A 22633-nucleotide genomic window follows, 5' to 3' on the forward strand; every position below is an offset into this window, starting at 1 on the left:
CGGCTAGTCGGCTAGTCGGCGCCGGTCCGTCAGCGCGGCGTTTCGTAGAAGCCGCGGAAGCGCTTGCTCGGCTCGAACAGGCGGGTCTGGCCGATGACGGTCTCGCCTGCGCCCATGACGAATACGCCGCCGGGGTTCAGCGCGGCGGCGATCTTGGGGAACACCTGCTCCTTGGTGGTCGCGGACAGGTAGAGCAGCACGTTGCGACAGAGCACGATGTCAAACCGGCCGACCGGCGCCGGGTCCGCCATCAGGTTCATGCGGCGGAAGACGATGCGCTTGAGCAGGTCGGGCTTGGCGATCCAGTCGCTGCCAGTGGTGTCGAACCAGCGGACCATCCGCCGCACCGGCAGGCCGCGCTGGATCTCGAATTGCGAGAACCGGCCGGCGCGCGCGCGGGCGATCGCCGCGTCGGAGACGTCGGTGGCGACGATCTCCGGCACCGGCGCACCGGTCGTTTCGTGGCGATCGGCGAACAGCATGGCGAGCGACAACGGCTCCTGCCCGGTCGAGCAGCCGGCGCACCAGATACGGGCGCGACGCCCCCCGGACTCAGCCGCCGCGACCGCCTCGGCGAGCATCTCGAAGACCTGCGCGTCCCGGAAAAACGAGGTTTCCTGGTTGACCAGCGCGTCGACGATCCGGTCGCCGATCAGCCGATCATTGCCCTCCAGCAACTGCGTCACGAGCTGATCGAGCGTGTCGAGATTGCGATCGCGGAGCAAGGGCTTGAGCGCGGTATCGAGCCGCCAGGAGCGATAGGCGGCGATCTGTTGCCCGGTGCGCGCCTCGAGCAGCGCGGTCAGCACGTTGATCGCGGTCTGCGATGCTGGTGGAGACGCGGGGGAGGACGCCGCGGACCTAGGGGTCATGGTCGACGTCGCGATGCGATCAGCGTGCCGATCGCGGCGGGCGGAAGAACCGCGTCGGCGACTCCCGATGATGCGACCGCGCCGGGCATGCCCCAGACCACCGAGCTGTCGCGGTCCTGCGCCACGACGCAACCGCCGGCGTCGTGCACCCGCTGCGCGCCCTCCGCGCCATCGCGTCCCATCCCGCTGAGCACGATCGCCAAGACACGCGCGCCGTACACGTCCGCGATCGAGGCGAGCATCGGGTCGACCGATGGCATGCAGCCGCTACCGGCGGGCTCGTGCGTCAGACGGAAGGCGGCGCCGCCGTCCCGCAGCTTGACGCATTTGAGATGCGCATCGCCCGGTGCGACGATGATCCGGCCCGGACGGATCCGCAGCCGGTCGGTCGCGACTTCGCAGGGGCGGCCGGCGAGCAACGCGATCTGCGCCGCGAAATAGGGCATGAACGACGCCGGCAGATGCTGGGTGATGACGATCGGCAGGCGGAACCCGGCGGGAATCGCACGGAACATCTGGCTGATCGCGTGGATACCGCCGGTCGAGGCGCCGATCGCGACGATGTCGTAATCTTCGCTTGGCGAGACGGCGCGCGGTGTAGCTGGAGAGGCTGCGAAAGACCTTGTGCTGGTCGGGGTGGAGCGGACGAGTGCGACCGGTGGCGAATGTAGCGAATCCTCGCACAGCCTTTCGAGCTTGGAGACCAGCGCGCCGCCGAACCGCCCGGAAAGCTCGCCGGCGGAGGGCTTGATCAACGTCTCCGCCGCACCGAATGCGAGCGCCTGCATGGCCTTCGGGCCCCCCTCGTCCGCGCTCGACGAGACGATCAGAACCTTGGCTCCCTTTCCGGCGGCGACCAGCGCGGGCAAGGCCGTCAGCCCGTCGATCCCCGGCATCTCGATATCGAGCAGGATGAACTCGACCGTCGTGCGGCCGAGAAACTCCAGCGCCGCCGCCGCGCTGCCGACCGCACCGACGACCGAGAACCGATCGCTCGCATCGATCGTCCGCGCAATCACCGCGCGCGCGACGACCGAATCGTCGACGAGCAGCACGCGTGCCGTGTCCGCGCTGTCGCGGTCCCCCGGGCGTGGGACAGAGAGGGGTCGGTTCGCCACCGTCCTGCCCGGATCAGGCCATGCCGACGATCTGGAGCTTCGATTCCAGCGTTTCGCGGTCGAACGGCTTCATGACGTATTCGTCCGCCCCCGCCTCGATCGCCGCGCGGATATAGGCCATGCCGTTTTCGGTCGTGCAGAACACCACCTTGGGGCGGCGCGGTACGTCGGCCTCGCGCAGCGCGCGCAGGAAATCCATGCCGCTCATGACCGGCATGTTCCAGTCGAGCAGGATGACGTCCGGGATCGACGCCATGCAAGATGCTAGCGCTTCCCGACCGTCACAGGCTTCGGTGACGGTGAAATCGAGCGTCTCGAGGATGTGGCGCGCGACCTTGCGGATCACCTTTGAATCATCGACGACGAGACAGGTCTTCATGGACAGCCTTCCGGGGAAATCGTGAGGCCGGTCTACGCGGGAAAGCGTAAGCGCCGGGTTAAGCAACGGAAAAAGTCAGGCGGCGGGTATAGTCGCGGGGATGACCGCGGCGAGATCGAGGATCAGCAGCGGTTCGCTATCGCGCTCGACGATCCCGGTCCCGGCCGTCGCCCAGCCGCGGTGCAACGCCAGTCCCGACGACAGCGGCAGCCGCGCGAACGGCGCGACGTCCTCCACCGAGTCGACCAGAATCGCGTAATGATGTCCCTCGACCACGGTGATGACCGCGCGACGGACGGTGTCGGGCGTCGGCTCCAGGCCGAGCGCGGTGCCGGTGTCGATCACCGTCACCACGCGACTGCGCAGCGCCGCGAGACCGCGCACGAACGCGTCCGCGCGCGGCACCGCGATCACCTCGCCGATATCGACCACCGAATCGACCTGCGCGGCGGCGATCGCGACGCCGCGCCCGGCGATATGCGCCACCAGGAAAAGCTCGCTCACATCGCCCTCCGTGCCGCCAGCGCAGCGATCAACGCCGGCCGGTCGTAGCGATAGATGCTCGCGTCATCCTCACCCTCGGCGGTGCGCGTCCGGCGCAGCGTCACCACCGGCGCCAGCGTCTCGCGGAGCGGCGTATCCTCCATCGCCAGCGCCACTGCTGCGGTCTCGCCCGCCGCCAGCGCGGTGACGCAGCGATACCCAGAGGCTTCGAGCGCGGGCTTCAGGAACGTCTCCATCCAGCCCGACCCGTCGACCTGCAACAGGCACACCGGCAGCGACGCGAGCGTGACCGGCTGACCCGCGAACAGCGCATGCGGATCGACCAGTTCGACTTGCTCGCCACCGATCGAGACCACGCCGGCGATCGGCCCGATGCCCCGCGCAGGTGCCATCTCGGCGGGCAGCGCGACGATCTCGATCGCCTCGGCAATCGCATAGGCCATCTCGCTTTCGCCGTCGGTCAGCCGCAGCACCGCGACCTCGGTGCGCGCGCCGAACGCGGCAACCGCGTGGAGCGGGATGATCGTATCGCCGATCGACAGCCGCATCGCCCCGCCCGACCAGCGGATCGCGTCCACCGCTACCGGCTCGACACGGTCGATCACCGCCAGCGCGATCGCACGGCGGCAACCGTCGAGATCGTCGAACAGCAGAGCGGAGACGCCCGGCACGACGTCCTCGACCTCGGTCGACGCGGCGACCACCGGCGTAAAGCGCAACCCGGCGACCGCGGCGATCCCGGACGCGTCGAGCAGCAGCATCGGCAGGCCGTTGTCGGGCAAGGTCTTGCCCGCATAGACGCCGGTCGCCATCACCGCAGGCGAGGCGGGCTTCACCACCAGTTCCTCGGTATCCAGCACGGTATCGACGCCGAGCGCGTAATCGCCCTCGCGCGTCGACACGATCACCAGCGTCGGCGGCGCATCGTCGCGCAGGTCGAACAATTGGCCGAGCGATACCAGCGGCATCCGCCGGCCGCGCACCGTGGCCGTCGCCGCGTCGCCGATCGTGTCGATCCGCACGGCATCGCCGCGAACCATCACGATTTCCTCGATCGCCTGGCGTGGAAGCGCAAACCGCTGCGTGCCGACGCCGACGATGATCGTCGACAGGATCGACAGCGTCAGCGGCACGTGGATGACGATCCGAAGCCCGCGCCCCGGATCGTTGGTGAGCACGATCCGGCCGCCAATCTGCTCGATATTGGCGCGCACCACGTCCATGCCGACGCCGCGCCCCGAGATCGCGGTCACCGCATCGCGGCTCGACAAGCCGGGGGCGAAGATCAGGTCGAGCTTGGCCGCGTCGGTCATCGCCGCGAGTTCGGGGAGGCTGTGGAGCCCCTTTTCCGCGGCCTTGGCGACGATCCGCGCGACGTCGATGCCCTTGCCGTCGTCGGCGACCTCAATCAGGATCTGGTTGCCGGACTGGCGGGCGGAGACGACCAGCCGGCCGTTCTTGGGCTTGCCGAGCGCGCGGCGCTCCGCCGGCCCCTCGATACCGTGGTCGATCGAATTGCGGATGATGTGGACGAGCGGATCCCGCATCAGCTCGATCATCTCGCGGTCAAGCTCGACATCCGCGCCCTCGATCGCGAGATCGACGCTCTTGCCGAGCTCGGCACTGGTATCGCGCACCATCCGGGGCAGCGCCGAGAACAGCGCGTCGACCTTCTGCATGCGCGTCCGCGTGACGGTGTCGCGCATGTCGGCGACGGTCAGCGACAGGCGTTCGAGCGCCGCCTCGACCTTCGGGTCGACGTCACAGTCGCGGAGCCGCCGGGCGAGTTCGTTGCGCGCGAGCACCATCTCGGACATGCCGCTCATCATGTGATCGAGCAGATCGACGTTGAGGCGTACGCTGCGGCTGGCGGCGCGACTGTGCGGGGTGGTCGGCGCCTGTGCGCGGGGCTGCGCGTCCGGCGCGAGCGCGGCGATCAGCAGGTCCTCGCCCGAATCGTCGAGCGGCGAGCCGCTGTCGATCGCCTCGACGATCTCGCCGATCCGGTCGACGATGCCGAGCACCGCGTTGACGAGCGCGGTATCGGGAGTTCTCTTTCCGTCGCGGACCGCGGCGAGGACGTCCTCTGCTGCGTGGCTCAGTCGGGCGAGGCGCGGCAGGTCGAGAAAGCCGCAGCTTCCCTTGACGGTATGGACGAAGCGAAAGATCGCATCGAGGCGCCCGCTATCCGCCGGTGCGGCTTCCCACGCGACGATCTCGCCGGAGATCGCCTCCAGCGTTTCGCGCGTCTCGGCAATGAATTCCTGTAACAGATCGTCCATGCGGGCCCCGCGTTCGAGGCCTGTCATGCATGGCGGAGGTTAAGGGCGCGTTAGCTCTGGTGGCGATCTACGTTCTGGCCGAGCCTCTCTGATCCTCCCCCGCCAGGGGGAGGTGGCACCGCAGGTGACGGAGGGGGAGGACACGGAACAGAAGTGGTCGCTGACCTCCCCCTCCGTCTGGCAAGAGCCAGCCACCTCCCCCTGTCGGGGGAGGATCGAACCTCCGCCTTACCGCGCGTTGAACACCGCGCCGAAGATCATGATCCCCTCGGCCGGCTCGGACACGATCACCGTGCCGCCCGCCTCCGCCACGACCGTGTTGATCAGGTACGCCGCGGCGGCGCGCGGCGTGACAGTATGCGCGCCCTCGCCTTCGACCAGCGTGCGGCGGATTTCGGGGTCCAGCACGATCCGCGCGCCCTCGATCTTCACGACGATCTCCAGCTGCCCGTCATTCTCCTCGCCGCCGACCTCCATGGTCCCGCCGCGGACCAGCGATTCGGTCGCGACCAACACAAGGTTGAGCAGCACTTTCACCGCGGACTTGGGCATCGCCGAGGCCTCGACCGCCCAGACGAAAATGATCCGCTTGTTCTCCGCGACCAGCCCCTCGATCGCGTTCCGTGCCTCGTGCGTGTCGACCAGTTCGCCGAACCCGCCGGCCGCCCCGAAAGCCAGTCGGAAGAATTTGAGCTTGCTGGCGGACGCACGCGCACTGTCGGCGAGCAACTGCATGACCCGCTCGCGCATCGCCGGATCGGTCTCGTCGGCGAGCAACTCCAGCCCGTTGTTGAGCGCCCCCACCGGCGACAGCAGGTCGTGGCACAGGCGCGAACACAGCAGGCTCGCGAAATCGACCGGGCTGACCGTCATGAAAATCCCCTAATTCTGGAGCGTCTTGTGGCGAGGGTGCGGCGAGTGCGCAATGCCACATCTCTTTAGTTTGACGCTTCTTATGGTTGGGGTGAGCGACTCTAACTTCTTCCCCTGCTCGGATGGGAAGGGTTGAGGATACTTCTTCCCCCCTCCCTGGAAGGGAGGGGTTGGGGGTGGGTCGGTTTCCGCATGTTTACGGCGTCGTGGATAAAACCGGCCAACCCACCCCCAGCCCCTCCCTTCCAGGGAGGGGGGAAGGCTCGGACGGCTATCCGATAGGATCGATTGCCTCTTCGACGAAAGCGCCGACCTCGACCGATCGCCACGCGCTCGCCATGCCGCCGCCGAGAATAATCCACACCGCGCCGTCCCCCATCGCCTGTGCCGCGTCGCGCGGAGACGGGATAGGCGAACCAGACGGGTGCGAATGATAGTGTCCGATCACCGCCAGCCCCCCGCCGCGAGCCCGGCGATGCGCCGCGAACAACGCCTTCGGATCGATCTCGAACGTCCGCGCCGGGTTCGCCGCTACATTCGCATACGCCTCGGCCGCTTCGATCGACCCCGCCGCCCCGAACAACAGCCCGCAAATCTCGACATCCGGCGACGCAGCCGCCTCGGCCAACAATCGCCCCAGCAATTCGCTTGAAATCGTCACGCTCATCGCCACATCGCTACGACATGGACCGGGGGGTTTCCATCGTCGAAGCATCGATCACGCCGGCCACGGATGGCTGGAGGCTCGACCGTGCGCTCGCCGAAGTGCTTCCCGACATGTCGCGCGAGCGATTAAAGGCGCTGATCGTCGCGGGGCAAGTGACGCTCAATGGCCGAGAATGGCGCGATTCGGCGAAGAAGGCTGCGACCGGTCAGGTGTTCGCGGTCGCGATCCCGCCGCCGACGCCGCTGCACAACGAAGCGCAGGATATTCCGCTGGTCGTCGCGTATGAGGACGACGACCTGATCGTGATCGACAAGCCCGCGGGCCTTGTCGTCCATCCCGCCGCGGGCAATTTCGACGGGACGCTCGTCAACGCGCTGCTCCACCACTGCGCCGGCAATCTGTCGGGCATCGGCGGCGTCGCCCGGCCCGGCATCGTCCACCGCATCGACAAGGATACGTCGGGGCTGATGATCGCCGCCAAGACCGACCGCGCGCACGAGGGCTTGGCGAAGCAATTCCACGACCACAGCATCGACCGCCGCTACAAAGCGATCGTCGGCGGCATCCCGCGTCCGCCGAGCGGGACAGTCGACGCACCGCTCGCGCGGAGTCCGCAGAACCGCAAGAAGATCGCGATCGTGCAGGGCGGCAAGCGCGCGGTGACGCATTTCTCGACGATCACTACCCTCCGCGACGCCGCACTGATCGAGTGCAGGCTAGAGACCGGGCGCACGCATCAGGTGCGCGTGCACATGGCGTCGATCGGCCACGCCTTGTTGGGCGACCCGGTCTATGGTAGAACAAAGCAAGCTCAGAAGTCGCTGCTCGAAACGCTCGGTTTCCGCCGGCAGGCCTTGCACGCGGCGCATCTGGGGTTCATCCATCCGGTGAAAAGCGTCGCTTTGGCGTTCGAAAGCGAAATGCCCGCAGACATGCAGGAACTGTTCACCCAACTTCACGTATAGATAATCGACACCATGCCGCAACGCGGCAACCGGGGGCCACAGTGCGGCAATCGGGGTCAGCAGAAAGGGATTACGACCATGGCAGCCCGCTCCAACGTTCCAGCGACGATACCTGCGCTCGGCAGCGAGGCGGGTCTCAATCGCTATCTCGCCGAGATCAAGAAATTCCCGCTGCTGAAACCCGAACAGGAATACATGCTCGCCAAGCGCTTTCAGGAGCATGGCGATACCGAGGCTGCGGCGCAGCTGGTGACTTCGCACCTTCGTCTCGTGGCGAAGATCGCGATGGGCTATCGCGGCTATGGCCTGCCGACGTCGGAGCTGATCTCCGAGGGCAATATCGGCCTGATGCAGGGCGTGAAGAAGTTTGAGCCCGAGCGTGGCTTCCGTCTCGCCACCTATGCGATGTGGTGGATTCGCGCGTCGATCCAGGAGTACATTCTGCGCTCGTGGAGCCTCGTGAAGATGGGCACCACCGCCGCGCAGAAGAAGCTGTTCTTCAACCTCCGCCGTATGAAGAGCCGCCTCGACGCGTTCGAGGATGGCGATCTGCGCCCCGAGCACGTCACGAAGATCGCTACCGACCTGGGCGTTGCCGAGACAGACGTCGTCAGCATGAACCGCCGCATGGCGATGGGCGGCGATACGTCGCTGAACGTGCCGATGCGTGAGGATGGGGAGGGTCAGTGGCAGGATTGGCTGCAGGACGATGCGCCGTTGCAGGACAAGATCGTCGCCGATGCGCAGGAGGCGGATGTTCGTCACTCGATGCTGGTGTCGGCGATGGACGACCTCAACGAGCGCGAGCAGCATATCCTGACCGAGCGCCGCCTGACGGATGATCCGAAGACGCTCGAGGAATTGTCGCAGGTCTACGGCGTGTCGCGCGAGCGCGTCCGCCAGATCGAGGTTCGGGCGTTCGAGAAGCTGCAAAAGGCGATGATGCGGATTGCCGGCGAGAAGCGCCTGCTGGCGGCGTAAGTTGGTGCGCACCGTCGTCATCGGCGGCGGTGCGGCCGGCATATCTGCGGCCAGAACGCTGCATGATGCTGGGCAGGACGTGTTGCTCGTCGAGGCGAGCGACCGGCTCGGTGGCCGAGCCCACAGCCTGCCCCTCGCCTCGTTGTTCCTCGGCGAAGGCGGGGGGGCAGACTGGGCCACCGCCTTCGCGGGGGAACATGTCGACGCCGGTTGCGGCTGGCTACACTCCGCCCGGCGGAATCCGTGGACGTCGATAGCAGAGGCCACCGGCTTCACCGTCGACCGCTCCGATGCAAACTGGCGCACACAATGGCGCGACCTCGGCTTCTCCCCCGAAGACCAGGCCGCCTCTGCCACAGCTTACCAAGACTGGAACGAGCGCGCCCTCGCCGCCGTCGAAGGCCCAGACCGCCCCCTCTCCGACTTCATCGCCCCCAACGACAAATGGCGCCCGAAGATCGACGCGATCTCCGGCTACGCCAACGGCGCGAACCTCACGCAAGTCTCGCTCCATGACTGGGCCGCCTACGAAGAAGCCGCCACTGACGACAACTGGACGGTCAAGGAAGGCTACGGCACACTGGTTGCCAGTCATGCGGCCGGCCTGAAAATCCGCCTCTCGACCCCGGTGACGCGCATCGACCATAACGGCCGCGTCCTCAAGCTCGACACCCCCGCCGGCACGATCGAGGCGGACCACGTCATCGTCTGCGTCCCCACGACCGTTCTCGCGACGTCGCAGCTCGTGTTCGACCCGCCCCTGCCCGACAAGCACGCCGCCGCCGCCGACCTCCCGCTCGGGCTCGCGGACAAGGTGTTCCTTCTCGTCGACCGCCCCGAATGGCCGACCAATGCCCATTTGATCGGCAACCCGTACAGCGCGTGCACCGCCAGCCATCGCCTCTCGCCGTTCGGCTGGCCGATCGTCGAGAGCTTCTTCGGCGGCGATTGTGCGGAAATGCTGGAGGATCGCGATGCCGCGCAATTTGCGATCGACGAACTTGTCGGGTTGCTTGGCAGCGACTGGCGCAAGCGCTTCACGCCCCTAGCTGCGACTCTCTGGCGTCACGAACCCTATATCGGCGGCAGCTATAGCCACGCGCGCATCGGCCGGGCTGGGCAACGCGCCGTCCTCGCCGCGCCGGTCGATGGCCGCATTCATTTCGCCGGCGAGGCTTGCCATGCGTTCGACTTCTCCACTGCGCACGGGGCATACGAAACGGGCGTTGCGGCGGCGCGGGCGGTCATTGGCGAGGCCGTGACGATCGCTTAAGGACCGCCGATGGGCTTCCTCCGCATCTTCGCCAAGATCTTCTTTCTGTTCGTGCTGGTCACGGTCGCCTGGGTCGGGCTGTACCGGTTCGTGCCGGTGCCGTTCACCTGGACGATGATGGGAGACGTGATCGCGGGCCGCGGCGTGACGAAGGACTGGATGCCACTGTCGGAGATGGACCCGGACATGGCGCGCGCCGCGATCGCCGGCGAGGATTCGCGGTTCTGCTCGCATCACGGCTTCGATTTCAAGGCGATCGCGGGAGCGGCAGCGCGCAATGCGCAGGGCGGACGGATCCGCGGCGGCTCGACGATCAGCCAGCAGACCGCGAAGAACGCGTTCCTGTTCCAGGGCGGCGGCTATGTGCGAAAAGCGTTCGAGGCGTATTTCACCGTGCTGATCGAGGCCTTGTGGCCGAAGAGGCGGATCATGGAGGTGTATCTCAACATCGCCGAGACCGGGATCGGGACGTACGGCGCGAATGCCGGGGCGATCCGGTATTTCAATCATGACGCTTCGCGGCTGTCGCCGACCGAGGCGGGGCGGATTGCGGCGGTGCTGCCTCTGCCGAAGAAGCGGGCTGCGATTGCTCCGCACGGGTTTGTGCGGCGGCACGGGAATACGCTGTCGCGGCGGGTTTCGACCGTCAGGAACGACGGGTTGGATAGCTGTTTGCGCGCATCCTGACCCACCTCGTCACCCCAGCGAAAGCTGGGGTATCACCGTGGCGAAGGGTGCGCGCCGTTGAGGGAGATCCCAGCTTTCGCTGGGATGACGGGTTGAGCAGCGACCAAGTACTGCTCCGGTACTTGCTTTCCCGCGAAGGCGGGAGCCCGGGATGGGTCCTCGCCTTCGCGGGGAAAACACGCTTATCGCGATTACTGCGTCGACTTCTCGACTGCATCACCGGCCTTTTCTGCGGCACCGCCGACACTCTTCGCGGCAGACGTGATGGCGGCGTCCTTACTGTTCTGCGCGCCCGACCGGCTAAAAAGATAAAATCCGCCAATCAGCACCGCGATCAGCAGGACGATGCCGATCAGCATGCCGCTGCCGCCACTGCGGCGTTCGATGATCGTGGTGTGCGTGGTCGGCGTTTCGACGATGCGCTCTTCGGCCATTTCACTCTCCCTGATTACTGAAAGAGCGCAACGCCGGCCGAAGAGCGATTGTTCCCACGCCGAAACGACCACCGCGCCCTATCAGCCGGTGCCGCGGGCTAAGCCCGCGTCGGTCGTGGCAGGGGCCACGCCGGCCGGTCTTGTGCGTCTCGCCGCTGGAGCGGCGTGCGCACTACGACTCAAAACGGCAGCTTGAAGCCCGGTGGCAGTTGCAAACCGCTGGTCATCTTGGACATTTCGCTGCCCGACACCGCATCCGCCTTCGCCCGCGCGTCGTTGAATGCGGCGGTCAGCAGGTCCTCGAGCATCTGCTTCTCGCTCACCTGCATCAGCGAATCGTCGATCGCGATGTTGATGATGCGGCCCTTGGCAGAGGCCTTCACCTTGACGAGGCCGCCGCCAGACGCGCCCTCGACCTCGATGTTGTCGAGATTGGCCTGCGCCTTTTCGAGTTCGCTCTGGACGTTCTGCGCCATGGCGAGGATTTCATCGATATTCTTCATGCGTTGCTCCTTTGACCGGGCCACGATTCGAGCTGGGCGTCCGGAAACGCAGCCACCGCGGCCTTCATGATGGGGGATTCGAGAATAGCCTGGCGCACCGCGGCGTCGGCAGTATCCTGCGCCTCGCGCAGCGTCGGCTCGCCGGGGGCGTCGACAATCGACACTTTCCACGCGGTCCGCGTCACCGTCTTCAACAGCGTGTTGAGTTCGGCGAGCGTATCGGCCGAGACCGGGCGACTGCCGCTGAGCGCGAGTTCGGGCGGCGCATAGCTGACGACGCGCGCGCCGTGGCGGAGCCGCGCGGCGATCGCGAGGCCGCCCGATTCGTCGAGCAGATCGACCAGCGCCTCGAACGTCGGCGGCAGGATCGGACCGGTCGACACAGGTTCTGTCGCCTTCGCGGCGGATCCCGCGTTCCAGGGCGGCGCTTCGCCGGACGGGGGTGCAGGCGACGGCGGCGGTGAAGTCGGTGCGGCCGAGGGCGCTGCACCACTAGCAATCTGCCGAGCCAACTCGCCGGGGTCGGGCAGCGTCGAGGCGTAGATCGCGCGTAGCAGTGCCATCTCAGCCGCCTCGATCGGCAACGCGGCTTTGGCGACCTCGTCATGGCCCTTGAGGAACAGCTGCCACAAGCGGTGCAGCGCAGGATAGCCGAGCGATGCCGCCCATTCCTCGCGCGCCGCGCGCTCTTCCATCGGCTGCGCTGCGTCGGGCGGCGTGCCGACCTTGGTCAGCGTGATGCCGTGGACGGTTTCGAGCAGCGACCGCAGCACCGACAGCGGATCGACGCCGTAATCATATTGCCGGCGCATCGAGGCGAGCGCCCCTGCCCCGTCGCCGGCCAGGATCAACGTCAGCAGATCGCGGACCGCACCGCGGTCCGACAAGCCGAGCATCTGCCGCACCGCGTCCGCCGTCACGCCGCCACCTTCGAGCCCGGCATGCGCGATCGCCTGGTCGAGGATCGACAGGCCGTCGCGCGCGGAGCCTTCCGCGGCGCGCGCGATCAGCATCAGCGCCTCGGGATCGGCGACCACGCCCTCCTGCTCCGAGACCCACGCGAAATGCTTGGAAAGCTGTTCGGCGGAAATGCGGCGGAGGTCGAAGCGTTGGCAGCGCGACAGGACCGTCACCGGCACCTTGTTCACTTCGGTGGTCGCAAACAGGAATTTCACATGGGGAGGTGGCTCCTCCAGCGTCTTCAGCAGCGCGTTGAACGCATTCTTCGACAGCATGTGGACTTCGTCGATGATGTAGATCTTGAATCGCGCGGTGACCGCCGAATAGCGCGACGCGTCGATGATCTCGCGGACGTCGTCGACGCCGGTGTGGCTGGCGGCGTCCATCTCGATCACGTCGATATGGCGGCCCTCGGCGATCGCGCGGCACGGCTCGCAGACGCCGCAGGGGTCGATCGTCGGGCCGCCGTCACCGTCCGGGCCGATGCAATTGAGCGCCTTGGCGATCAGCCGCGCGGTCGACGTCTTGCCGACACCGCGGACGCCGGTCATCAGGAAGGCGTGGGCGAGCCGGTCGCGCTTGATCGCGTTGCCGAGCGTCTGGACCATCGCATCCTGGCCGATCAGCTCCGAAAAGGTCTGCGGACGGTATTTTCGCGCGAGCACGCGGTAGGCGGCGTCTGCCGCTTTGGCGGGCTGCGGGGGTTCGCCCAGGTCGAAGGAATCTGACATTGCGGTCGTCATAGCGGGTGTCGCGAGCGCTGTCGAAGGGGAGTGAAGTATAGAAAGTATAGACGCTGGGAAGGGTCTGCACTTGTGTCGGCGCGGTGGCTGGCCGGGGTAGTTTTGGCGGGGGTGTGAGGCATGAGCCGAGCTTGGCACGGCGTGACCGTGTAGGACAATGGTTTGGAACGTATCGGGAACGTTTGAGTGCGTACGTCGCCGATCATGGGGTTCCACGGCTGCCGAAGAAGATAGGGAAGTGCGCTGCGGCTCAGCCGCATCGTCAGACGGCGCTCCCACGCCGCTGGCCGCGCTCACGTTTGCTTGCAAACGTTCGCGGAAGTGCGCTGCGGCTCAGCCGCATCGTCAGACGGCGCTCCCGCGCCGCTGGCCGCGCTCACGTTTGCTTGCAAACGTTCGCGGTGGGAGCCGGGACGACCCGTGGCTTAGTCGTTGTGGCTGCTTCCTTCCGGATCTGACCAAGTTGGCGACGACCACGTCCGCCCGACTCCCGCGGCGCATATGGCGGGGTCGGGCGGGATGATCAAGCGTTAGCTTGCTGCACTAAAATCAGCGGCGGATGCGGACGGTGCGGCAGACGCGCTGGCGGTGATGGTTGCGGTACACGTTGCGGCAGACCTGGCGCGTGCGGACCACGTGACGGCGATAACCGGGGCGGTTGGCGTTGTGACGCACGACGGTGCGCTCATGGACGACGGTGCGCTGTGCCGATGCTTCGGCAGCGATGCCGACCGGTGCGAGCCCGGTGAGTGCGACGAGACCGGCGGCGGCGAGGGTGAACAACTTCATGATAATCTCCTACTGGGTCTGAACTCCGCTGAGTCCTGCAACCTATGTTAATAAACTAGGCTCGATCGTTACGGTTCCGTATCAGACCCAGAATTTGACCCCGAATTTAACGACGCCGGATTTAGCGGCGGAAACAGCGACGAACCGGCCCGTAATAGCCACGCTGGATCCGGCATACGACGCGCGAGCGGCCGTAGCCGCGCGGTCCGCGATAGCCGTAGCCGCCGCCACGATAGCCGCCGCGGTAGCCGCGATAGCCGTGACGGGGACCATCCCAGCCCCGACGGCCATGCCAGCCGCGGTTGCCGCGGGGCCCATGCCAGCCGGGGCCACCGCGCGGGCCGTCCCATCCATGCCGCTGCGCATCGGCAGGGGCCGCGGCGAAAACGGTTCCCGCGGCCAAGGCGCCAGCGGCGAACATTGCGATGATCTTCATGTCCGGTACTCCTCTCAAGACCTCGTACATTGAGGCGATGAGGGGATAATCCGCTTACGGCCGTGCACGTTCCATGAACCGGCCGTTGTCTTCCTGTAAGCTTTGCTGACCTAGTGGAATTGGCCTAACCGGGGATCCGCACGGTCAGGCCGTCGAGCGCATCGGTCAGGCGGATCTGGCAGGCGAGACGACTGGTGCGCGTCGCGTTGGGCGCGAGATCGAGCATGTCCTCCTCGTCTTCGCTTGCCGGCGGCAGGCGGGGAAAATCGGCGGGATCGACGATGACGTGGCAGGTCGCGCAGGACAACTGGCCTTCGCAGGTGCCTTCGAGCGGTTGGCCATGCGCCTGTGCCGCATCCAGGAACCGGTCGCCGGGGTTTGCGGCGACAATGGTCGCGCTGCCGTCACGGGCGATGAAGCGGACGATCATGGCCATTGTCCCTCGGCTGCGGCGACGATCGCGTCGATGGCGTCGCGGAGTTCGGTTTCGGTGGTGCAGCGGCCGAAGCCGAGGCGGATGCTGGAGCGTGCCTGTGGTTCGGTGAGACCGATCGCGCGGAGGACGTGGCTGGAGCGGCCCGATCCACTCGCGCAGGCCGAGCCGGCGGAAAAAGCGATGTCGCGGAGGTCGGACATCAGGCGGTTCACGTCGAGGCCTTCGCGGCGGATGTTGAGGTTGCCGTGATAGCGGGGGTCGGTGGCGCCGTTGATCGTCCAGCCGGGGCCGAGGCGGTCGAGCGCGAGCGACCAGAGGCGGTCGATGTGCGCGGCGTCCTGGTCCTTGCGATCCGCCATGAGCTGCGCGGCGGCGCCGAAGCCTGCGCAGAGGGCTGGCGACAGCGTGCCGGAGCGGCCGGGGGCTTCCTGTCCGCCGCCGTGCAGCAGCGGGGCGAGGTCGACGCCGTCGCGGATCCAGAGTGCGCCGATGCCCTTGGGGCCGTGGATCTTGTGCGCGGAGATCGCGATCAGGTCGACGGTAGCGGGGATCGAAACGCGGCCATAGCCTTGCACCGCGTCGCACAGCATCAGCGCGCCGGCTGCGTGGGCGGCGTCGACGATCGCGGCGATCGGCTGGATGACGCCGATCTCGTTGTTGACGAGCATCGCGGCGACGAGGCCCGTGCCCGGGGGGATCGCGGCGCAGGGTTTGTCGGGGTCGACTGGGGTGGATCGACTTTGAACTTCCCCCCTCCCTGGAAGGGAGGGGCTGGGGGTGGGTTGGCCAGATTTTGCCGCCGACGTTCGATCATACGGAAGCCGACCCACCCCCGACCCCTCCCTTCCAGGGAGGGAGGAAGAGTCGATCCAACCAAGGCCGTCTGCGCCGACTGGGAGGATCGTGACGTGGCGCCGCCTCGCCGATTCGGCTGCCACAGTGTCGAGGACGGCCGCATGTTCGGTAGCCAGCGTGACGATCGCGCCGCTCGTGCCCTTGATCGCCCAGTTCAGCGCTTCGGTCGCGCCACTGGTGAAGGCGACGCGGCCGCCGGGGGGGAGCAGCGCGGCAACCTGGTCGCGGGCGATTTCGACGGCGGCTTTCGCGCGGCGGCCTTCGCGGTGGGGGGAGTGCGGATTGGCGTGTTGCGATTCCAGCCAGGGGAGCATCGCGGCGAGCGCTTCGAGTGCGAGCGGGGTGGTCGCCTGGTAGTCGAGATAGGTCATGCGGCGCGCATCGCTGCGTCGTGCGCAAGGTTGCGAAACGCGCTGGCGAACAGGTCCAGTTCTTCGACCGTCGTCGACCACCCAAGACTGATACGGATCGTTCTTCCCGCGACGGCTTCGGGAACGCCAAAGGCTGCGAGCGAACGGCTGGTCTTCAACGTCCCCGACGAACAGGCGCTGCCCGCAGAAACGGCAAACCCCATGGCATCCAGGCGGATCAGTTGGGCGGCCGACGGCAGATGCTCCATCGCGACGGAAAAGATGTGCGAGCACTGGACGCCCGGCATGTTGATTTCGGCCGCGTCATATAGCGCATTCTTGAAATCGAACCGCTGCTCGACATCTGTAGACCACGCGCCTGCGACATCCAATGCGGCAGCAAATCCGAGTACGCCCGGGAGATTCTCGGTTCCGGCACGGTATCCGGACTCGTGACCGCCGGTCGGCTCCAGCATCCCGAAATTCCGGACCAGCAGCGCCCCTACTCCGGGGGGGCCACCGAGCTTGTGCGCCGACACGACGACCATATCCGCGTCGGGGAGCGGCATTTTTCCGGCCGATTGCGAACAATCCGCCAGCACCAAGCCGCCTGCGTCCTGAACCATTTTGATAGCAGTCGAGCGAACGTAAGGGAGCAGGGCAGTTCCCGTCTCCGAATTTATTGCCTGGATCGCGACGACTGGTGGGGGCCCGGTTTCCAAATACTTCGCAAGGAAGGCCTCATCCGATTCGCCTTCGACTATCGGCAGAATGTCAGCCTGAGGCGCGGCGCGAAATACGGCGTCATGCTCCACGGCGGAAACAAGCTGACGCTGGGTCTTAGATCGGCCCAAGCCGATCGCCAGCGCCTCGCTCGCGCCACTGGTCAGAATGACCTCACCCGTCCAGCCCAACACGGACCTGATCCTCGCTCGCGCATCCTCCAGCGCGCGTCGAGCCGCGCGACCCTCGGCATGTGGCGAGGACGGGTTCGCCCAGCGCGCCATGCCCTCCATCACCGCCGCGGTCGCCTCGGGGCGCATCGGCGTGGTGGCGGCGTGATCGAGGTAGATACGGGACTCGTGACGGGCCAGGGTCGGTTCCAATTGCGAAAAGGGGCGTGTCGCCTATATAATGCAGATCATCCCGCACTCCACCCGAGTGCGTATCCCAGCTCGCGAGTGCCCATGCCAGAAGTCATTTTTCCCGGTCCCGAAGGCCGTCTCGAAGGTCGTTTTGCGCCGGGGCCGCGTCCGCGCGCGCCCGTCGCGATGATCCTGCACCCTCATCCGTCGGCCGGTGGCACGATGAACAACGCGATCGTGCAGCAGCTCTACAAGACCTTCCAGCGGCGGGGCTTCGCGACGCTGCGATTCAACTTTCGCGGCGTCGGCAAGAGCCAGGGCGTGTTCGACAATGGCGTCGGCGAACTGAGCGATGCGGCGAGCGCGCTCGACTGGGTGCAGAGCTTCCATCCCGAGGCGCAGACGACCTGGATCGCCGGCGTCAGCTTCGGCGCGTGGATCGGCATGCAGCTGCTGATGCGCCGGCCGGAAATCCGCGGGTTCATCTCGGTGGCACCGCCGGCCAACCTGTACGACTTCACGTTCCTGGCGCCGTGCCCGTCGAGCGGGATCATCATCCAGGGCGAGGCCGACGAGGTCGCGACGCCGGGTGCCACGCAGAAGCTGGTGGATAAGCTCCGCACGCAGAAGCACATCACGATCCATCACGACACGATCCCGAAGGCGAACCACTTCTTCGAGCATGAGATGCCGGAGCTGATGGGGAGCGTGGACAAGTATCTCGACATGCGCCTCGACCCGAACTCGCCGATCCGGTGATCCTGTCCTTCTCCCCATGGGGAGAAGGTGGCGCGCCAGCGTCGGATGAGGGGGAGTTGGGGATAGGCTGGCGCGTCCCAACTCCCCTCTCCCTTCCCACCGCAAGTGCGGCGGGCCCCTTCCCTCTCCCCGCAGGGGCGAGGGAGTTAGAGCGTCCAGATCGCTACGTTGGCCAGCAGTACCGCCGCCATTACGAGCATCAGCACGCCTTTCCTGCGGTCGCGCTTCTTCACGATCAGCGTGATGCCGCCGATCAGGCAGGCGAACATCCCCAGCATGGCGATGGCGGGCGCCGCGGCGGCGATCGATGTCAGTACGGGGTTCATGCGGCCATTGCCTTTGCGTACGCAGCGAGATCGACGTTGCCGCCGGAGAGGATGACGAGCAGGCCGGGTTCGAGCGTGACCTTGCCCGACAGCACCGCCGCCAGCCCGACCGCGCCGCCCGGTTCGATCACCAGCTGCAGTTTCTCGGCCGCCCAGCGCTGTGCCGCCGCGATCTCCGATTCGCTGACTTCCACCCCGGTTGCGTCGCGGCGGGATAGGACGTCGAACGTCAGCGGGGACACGCGCAAGGTCTGGAGCGAATCGCAGGCGGTCGGGGGCGGGTTGGGGCCGACGGGTTCGATCCACGATGCTTCCAGAGAACGGCGCATGTCGTCCCAGCCCTCCGGCTCCACGACCGTGATCGCGCTGTCCTTCAAGGCCAGCGCGATGCCCGCCGACAGGCCGCCACCGCCGCAAGGGATCACGACCCGGCTTGGCACGCCCATGCCCAGAGCCGCCATTTGCGCGGCTGCCTCGATGCCCGCGCTCCCCTGTCCTTCGATGATCCAGGGGTCGTCGAAGCTCGGCACCAGCGTTGCGCCCCGCGCTTCGGCGAGTTGCGCGGCGATCACCTCTCGGCTTTCGGTGGCGCGGTCGTAGGTCACTACCTCCGCGCCCAGCGCCAGGGTCGACTCGCGCTTCAAGCGCGGCGCGTCTGAGGGCATCACGATGGTCGCCGCGACTCCCAGCCGCTTCGCCGCCCAGGCCACGCCCTGCGCGTGATTGCCCGACGAAAACGCGACCACACCTTTTTTCCGCGCGGCTTCGTCCAGTGCGGTGAGCCGATGCCATGCGCCGCGAATCTTGAACGCGCCGATTGGTTGCAACGATTCAGCCTTGAACGCGACCGGTACACCCTTGATTTCACTTATAAACAGCGGGGTCGGCGGCAGGATCCGCGCGATCTTTTCCGCGGCGTCCCGTACCCCCGCCCGCGTCGGCTGTCGCAAAATCGTCACACACTGGCTCCTATGCGCCCAACCCTATTTACATGGGGGGCAAGCGACCGTAGATCGCCCTTCCGCTGCCCCATGGGACTTCCAACCGCAAGGCAGTGTTTTCGTAATTTGTCTCAGGACATTGGAGGTCCCTTGAATTGGTCAAGCATCATATCGCGCTGGGGTTAGCGAAAGCCCATTCGACCGCCGACACCTCCCGCATCGGGAGCGGCATCGACATCGCTAAAGGGCGCCCGGTCAACCCGGTCACGCTCGTTCGTCCGCACGCTGCTGCGCGCGCCGCTCGGTTCTTCGTCGAGAAGTTCCCGGGCCGCTCGATGTATGCGGTGAAGGCGAACCCGTCTCCCGAACTCCTGCAGATCCTGTGGGATAACGGCATCACGCATTACGACGTGGCGTCGATCGCCGAAGTGCGCCTGGTCGCACGGACGCTGCCGCAGGCGACCCTGTGCTTCATGCACCCGGTCAAGGCCGAGGAAGCGATTGCCGAGGCGTATTTCACGCACGGCGTCCGCACCTTCAGCCTCGATAGCTTGGAAGAGCTGGACAAGGTCGTTCGCGCCACCCGCGAAGCTTCGGATCTGACGCTCTGCGTTCGGTTGCGCGTGTCTTCCGAGCATTCAAAGCTGTCGCTGGCGTCGAAGTTCGGTGCTGCCCCGCATGAAGCCAAGGAGCTGCTGTTCGCGGCTCGCCAGGCAGCGGACGCGCTCGGCATCTGCTTCCATGTTGGCTCGCAGGCGATGACTCCAGAGGCTTATTCGAACGCGATGGAGCGCGTCCGTGCGGCGATCGTCGAGGCGGCGGTCACGGTCGACGTGATCGACGTCGGCGGCGGCTTCCCGTCTTCGTATCCCGGCATGGAGCCCCCGCCGCTCGAGCATTTCTTCGAGACGATCCACCGTGCGTTCGAATCGCTGCCGGTCAGCTATTCGTCCGAGCTGTGGTGCGAGCCGGGTCGCGCGCTATGTGCGGAATATTCGTCGATCATCGTGCGCGTCGAAAAGCGTCGCGGGACCGAGCTTTACATCAACGACGGTGCGTATGGCGCGCTGTTCGATGCGGCGCATATCGGCTGGCGTTTCCCGACCGAGCTGCTCCGCGAGCCGGACAGCCGTGCGAAGGACATGGAGTTCAGCTTCTATGGTCCGACGTGCGACGACATGGACTATATGGTCGGCCCGTTCATGCTGCCCGCGGACACGCAGGCTGGCGATTATATCGAAATCGGCATGCTTGGCGCGTACGGCTCGGCGATGCGGACCGCGTTCAACGGGTTCGGATCGGATGAGACGGTGATCGTTACGGATGAGCCGATGGTCTCGCTGTACGACGAGCGGTTCCAGGACCTCGCGTCGAACGTCGTCAAGCTGTAACCAACACCCAGTAATCGCTCGCTCTTCGTCTTCCCCTCCCGCTCGCGGGAGGGGACCGAGGGGTGGGCGCGCGTTTTCCACATCCGGCGCGTTCGCGGTGAGCGCGCGCCCACCCCCTAGCCCCCTCCCGCAGGCGGGAGGGGGGATCAGGAGAAATTAGACATGACCGAAGCCCCCTCCGACACCCGCATCGACGCACAGCGCAAGGCGGAACTCCTCTCGACCACCGTCGAGCACATCGACATCAAGAGCTTCGACGCGCGGCCGATCGTCGATGCGATGAAGAAGATGTCGTTCACCAGCCGCGATCTCGGCCGTGCGACCGACATCTACAACCAGATGCTGGCCGACAAGGACTGCACGATCTTCCTCGTGATCGCGGGCTCGACGAGCGCCGGCGGGTGCATGGACCTGTATGCCGAACTGCTGCGCAACAACATGATCGACGGCATCGTCGCGACCGGCGCGACGATCGTCGACATGGATTTCTTCGAGGGCCTCGGCCACAAGCATTACCAGGCGCTCGAAGTGCCGCACGACGACGTGCTGCGCTCGCTGATGATCGACCGGATCTACGACACCTATATCGACGAGGAAGAGCTCCAGCACGTCGATCACACGATCTTTGAGATCGCCGAGACGCTCGAGCCGCGCGCCTATTCGAGCCGCGAATTCATCCGCGAGATGGGCAAGTATCTCGTCGAGCACGGCAAGAAGGAGAACAGCCTCGTCAAGCTCGCCTATGAGCATGATGTGCCGATCTTCTGTCCGGCTTTCGTCGACAGCTCGGCGGGCTTCGGTCTGGTCAAGCATCAGGTCGACGCGGTGAAGTCGGGCAAGCCGTACATGGTCCTCGACGCGATCGCCGACTTCCGCGAGCTCACCGAGATCAAGATCAAGGCGGGCACCACCGGGCTTCTCATGATCGGCGGCGGCGTGCCGAAGAACTTCATCCAGGACACCGTGGTTTGCGCCGAGATCCTCGGGCATGACGACGTGCAGGTCCACAAGTATGCGGTGCAGATAACGGTTGCCGACGTGCGTGACGGTGCGTGCTCGTCGTCGACGCTGCAGGAGGCGGCTTCGTGGGGCAAGGTGAACACGGGGATCGAGCAGATGGTGTTCGCGGAAGCCGGTTCGGTGATGCCGCTGCTGGCGTCGGACGCGTATCATCGTGGGCTCTGGAAGGACCGTCCGGTCCGCAAGTGGGGCGCGAGCTTCGACTGAGCCTCCGTCATGCCGGGCTCTTCGACTAGCTCAGGAGAGCCTTGTTCTGGCATCCACCGCTCCGCATTCTCGCCGAGTTGAGAGTACGCGGAACGGTGGACCCCGGAACAGGTCCGGGGTGACGGGTAGCGAGGGCGCTTTATGATCCTCCCCCGCAAGGGGGAGGTGGCGCGAAGCGACGGAGGGGGAGGCGGCGATACCGTCGGTTCCGTGTCCTCCCCCTCCGTCAGGCAAGTGCCTGCCACCTCCCCCTGGCGGGGGAGGATTAGAGATAGCGTTGCTCCAATCGAGCAATTGTTGCAGCCTCCGCCGGATAACCGGGGGAGGCTTTTTCATGCATAGTGAGATCCTGCGGCCGATGGTCGTGCTGATCGCTTGGACGCTCGTGATGTTGGTCTGGATGCTCGTCACGCGGCTACCCGCGATGAAGGCGGCGGGGGTCGACATGGGAAAGCTAGTCGGGACCAAGGCGTCCGACGCCGACCGGTCGTTGCCGCCTCAGGCGCAGTGGAAGGCGCACAATTACAATCACCTGATGGAACAGCCGACGCTGTTCTACGCGGTCTGCGCCGTACTCGCGCTGAGCGGCACGGGCAACGGCGTCAACGCGTGGATCGCCTGGGCCTATGTCGGGCTGCGGATCGTGCACAGCCTCGTGCAGGCTACCAGCAACCGCGTCCGCATCCGCTTCCTGGTCTTCATGATGTCGAGCGTGATGCTGGCCGCGCTGACGCTGCACGCGGCTTTGGCGGTGTTTTGAGGCGTCGATGCGAATAATCGCCATTCGCGTCATACGC

At 66.2% G+C, this 22633-nt stretch carries 25 protein-coding genes and 1 other RNA gene; 8 read left to right on the forward strand and 18 right to left on the reverse strand.

Annotated features, from left to right (window positions below; translation table 11 throughout):
• Window positions 1-29: 29 nt before the first annotated feature.
• The 7 genes from NLI89_RS11500 to NLI89_RS11530 form a co-directional block, all read right to left on the reverse strand.
• Window positions 30-872, reverse strand: a complete 843-nt coding sequence (locus tag NLI89_RS11500) for a CheR family methyltransferase (protein ID WP_254687201.1) — start codon at window positions 870-872, stop codon at window positions 30-32.
• Window positions 869-1927 carry a chemotaxis protein CheB gene (locus NLI89_RS11505; protein ID WP_254687202.1) on the reverse strand — a complete coding sequence of 353 codons (1059 nt, stop codon included), beginning with the start codon at window positions 1925-1927 and terminating at the stop codon, window positions 869-871. The genes NLI89_RS11500 and NLI89_RS11505 overlap by 4 nt, the downstream gene beginning before the upstream one ends.
• A gap of 76 nt (window positions 1928-2003) precedes the next feature.
• Window positions 2004-2369 (reverse strand): response regulator, encoded by a 366-nt coding sequence (locus NLI89_RS11510; RefSeq protein ID WP_187504579.1) that lies wholly within the window; start codon window positions 2367-2369, stop codon window positions 2004-2006.
• 75 nt (window positions 2370-2444) lie between these two features.
• Complete coding sequence (locus tag NLI89_RS11515; protein ID WP_254687203.1) at window positions 2445-2873, reverse strand: chemotaxis protein CheW; 429 nt, start codon at window positions 2871-2873, stop codon at window positions 2445-2447.
• Complete coding sequence (locus NLI89_RS11520) at window positions 2870-5155, reverse strand: chemotaxis protein CheA (protein WP_254687204.1); 2286 nt, start codon at window positions 5153-5155, stop codon at window positions 2870-2872. The genes NLI89_RS11515 and NLI89_RS11520 overlap by 4 nt, the downstream gene beginning before the upstream one ends.
• Window positions 5156-5383: 228 nt before the next feature.
• Window positions 5384-6028: a histidine phosphotransferase family protein gene (locus NLI89_RS11525; protein WP_254687205.1), complete on the reverse strand. Its 645-nt coding sequence runs from the start codon at window positions 6026-6028 to the stop codon at window positions 5384-5386.
• 271 nt (window positions 6029-6299) lie between these two features.
• A complete protein-coding gene (locus NLI89_RS11530) occupies window positions 6300-6695 on the reverse strand; it encodes a M67 family metallopeptidase (protein ID WP_254687206.1) in 396 nt (131 codons plus the stop codon).
• 17 nt (window positions 6696-6712) lie between these two features.
• Here NLI89_RS11530 and NLI89_RS11535 point away from each other — a divergent pair, with 17 nt between their 5' ends.
• The 4 genes from NLI89_RS11535 to mtgA all read left to right on the forward strand — a co-directional run bounded on the left by NLI89_RS11535 (window position 6713) and on the right by mtgA (window position 10601).
• On the forward strand, window positions 6713-7660 hold the full coding sequence (locus NLI89_RS11535; protein WP_254687207.1) for an RluA family pseudouridine synthase: 948 nt from the start codon (window positions 6713-6715) through the stop codon (window positions 7658-7660).
• A 78-nt stretch (window positions 7661-7738) separates the two neighbouring features.
• Window positions 7739-8641: an RNA polymerase sigma factor RpoH gene (gene rpoH, locus NLI89_RS11540; protein ID WP_056048373.1), complete on the forward strand. Its 903-nt coding sequence runs from the start codon at window positions 7739-7741 to the stop codon at window positions 8639-8641.
• Window positions 8642-8645: 4 nt separating this feature from the next.
• Window positions 8646-9914, forward strand: a complete 1269-nt coding sequence (locus NLI89_RS11545; RefSeq protein WP_254687208.1) for a flavin monoamine oxidase family protein — start codon at window positions 8646-8648, stop codon at window positions 9912-9914.
• 9 nt (window positions 9915-9923) lie between these two features.
• Window positions 9924-10601, forward strand: coding sequence for a monofunctional biosynthetic peptidoglycan transglycosylase (gene mtgA, locus NLI89_RS11550; RefSeq protein WP_254687209.1), 678 nt, complete (start codon window positions 9924-9926; stop codon window positions 10599-10601).
• 191 nt (window positions 10602-10792) lie between these two features.
• Here the strand turns inward: mtgA and NLI89_RS11555 are convergent, their stop codons facing one another.
• The 9 genes from NLI89_RS11555 to NLI89_RS11595 form a co-directional block, all read right to left on the reverse strand.
• The gene (locus NLI89_RS11555; RefSeq protein WP_254687210.1) at window positions 10793-11035 is read right to left on the reverse strand and encodes a hypothetical protein; all 243 of its coding nucleotides are present in this window, start codon (window positions 11033-11035) and stop codon (window positions 10793-10795) included.
• Between the two features lie 179 nt (window positions 11036-11214).
• On the reverse strand, window positions 11215-11538 hold the full coding sequence (locus tag NLI89_RS11560; RefSeq protein WP_254687211.1) for a YbaB/EbfC family nucleoid-associated protein: 324 nt from the start codon (window positions 11536-11538) through the stop codon (window positions 11215-11217).
• The gene (locus NLI89_RS11565) at window positions 11535-13229 is read right to left on the reverse strand and encodes a DNA polymerase III subunit gamma/tau (protein ID WP_254687212.1); all 1695 of its coding nucleotides are present in this window, start codon (window positions 13227-13229) and stop codon (window positions 11535-11537) included. The genes NLI89_RS11560 and NLI89_RS11565 overlap by 4 nt, the downstream gene beginning before the upstream one ends.
• Window positions 13230-13640: 411 nt before the next feature.
• An RNA gene (ffs, locus tag NLI89_RS11570) (signal recognition particle sRNA small type) lies at window positions 13641-13734 on the reverse strand.
• Between the two features lie 56 nt (window positions 13735-13790).
• Entirely contained in the window at window positions 13791-14030 is a 240-nt protein-coding gene (locus NLI89_RS11575; protein ID WP_254687213.1) for a hypothetical protein, read from the reverse strand.
• Between the two features lie 121 nt (window positions 14031-14151).
• On the reverse strand, window positions 14152-14466 hold the full coding sequence (locus NLI89_RS11580; RefSeq protein ID WP_254687214.1) for a hypothetical protein: 315 nt from the start codon (window positions 14464-14466) through the stop codon (window positions 14152-14154).
• A 124-nt stretch (window positions 14467-14590) separates the two neighbouring features.
• Window positions 14591-14896, reverse strand: coding sequence for a 2Fe-2S iron-sulfur cluster-binding protein (locus NLI89_RS11585; protein WP_254687215.1), 306 nt, complete (start codon window positions 14894-14896; stop codon window positions 14591-14593).
• A complete protein-coding gene (locus tag NLI89_RS11590; protein ID WP_254687216.1) occupies window positions 14893-16128 on the reverse strand; it encodes a cysteine desulfurase family protein in 1236 nt (411 codons plus the stop codon). Before NLI89_RS11590 ends, NLI89_RS11585 begins: the two co-directional genes overlap by 4 nt.
• Window positions 16125-17150: a cysteine desulfurase family protein gene (locus NLI89_RS11595; RefSeq protein ID WP_254687217.1), complete on the reverse strand. Its 1026-nt coding sequence runs from the start codon at window positions 17148-17150 to the stop codon at window positions 16125-16127. Before NLI89_RS11595 ends, NLI89_RS11590 begins: the two co-directional genes overlap by 4 nt.
• A 144-nt stretch (window positions 17151-17294) precedes the next feature.
• Between NLI89_RS11595 and NLI89_RS11600 the strand changes: the two genes are divergently transcribed.
• On the forward strand, window positions 17295-17951 hold the full coding sequence (locus tag NLI89_RS11600; protein WP_056048342.1) for an alpha/beta hydrolase: 657 nt from the start codon (window positions 17295-17297) through the stop codon (window positions 17949-17951).
• 146 nt (window positions 17952-18097) lie between these two features.
• Here NLI89_RS11600 and NLI89_RS11605 read toward each other — a convergent pair whose 3' ends face one another.
• Together NLI89_RS11605 and NLI89_RS11610 are read right to left on the reverse strand one after the other, a co-directional pair.
• Complete coding sequence (locus tag NLI89_RS11605; RefSeq protein WP_254687218.1) at window positions 18098-18277, reverse strand: hypothetical protein; 180 nt, start codon at window positions 18275-18277, stop codon at window positions 18098-18100.
• A complete protein-coding gene (locus tag NLI89_RS11610) occupies window positions 18274-19236 on the reverse strand; it encodes a threonine ammonia-lyase (protein ID WP_254687219.1) in 963 nt (320 codons plus the stop codon). Before NLI89_RS11610 ends, NLI89_RS11605 begins: the two co-directional genes overlap by 4 nt.
• 137 nt (window positions 19237-19373) lie before the next feature.
• On the opposite strand from NLI89_RS11610, the gene NLI89_RS11615 reads away from it, so the two are divergent.
• The 3 genes from NLI89_RS11615 to NLI89_RS11625 all read left to right on the forward strand — a co-directional run bounded on the left by NLI89_RS11615 (window position 19374) and on the right by NLI89_RS11625 (window position 22596).
• On the forward strand, window positions 19374-20609 hold the full coding sequence (locus NLI89_RS11615; RefSeq protein WP_254687220.1) for a type III PLP-dependent enzyme: 1236 nt from the start codon (window positions 19374-19376) through the stop codon (window positions 20607-20609).
• A 162-nt stretch (window positions 20610-20771) separates the two neighbouring features.
• A complete protein-coding gene (locus NLI89_RS11620) occupies window positions 20772-21836 on the forward strand; it encodes a 1,9-bis(guanidino)-5-aza-nonane synthase (protein ID WP_254687221.1) in 1065 nt (354 codons plus the stop codon).
• Window positions 21837-22170: 334 nt separating this feature from the next.
• Window positions 22171-22596: an MAPEG family protein gene (locus NLI89_RS11625; RefSeq protein ID WP_254687222.1), complete on the forward strand. Its 426-nt coding sequence runs from the start codon at window positions 22171-22173 to the stop codon at window positions 22594-22596.
• Window positions 22597-22633: the final 37 nt, after the last annotated feature.

This window comes from Sphingomonas faeni, assembly GCF_024273235.1.
GTDB lineage: Bacteria > Pseudomonadota > Alphaproteobacteria > Sphingomonadales > Sphingomonadaceae > Sphingomonas > Sphingomonas faeni_A.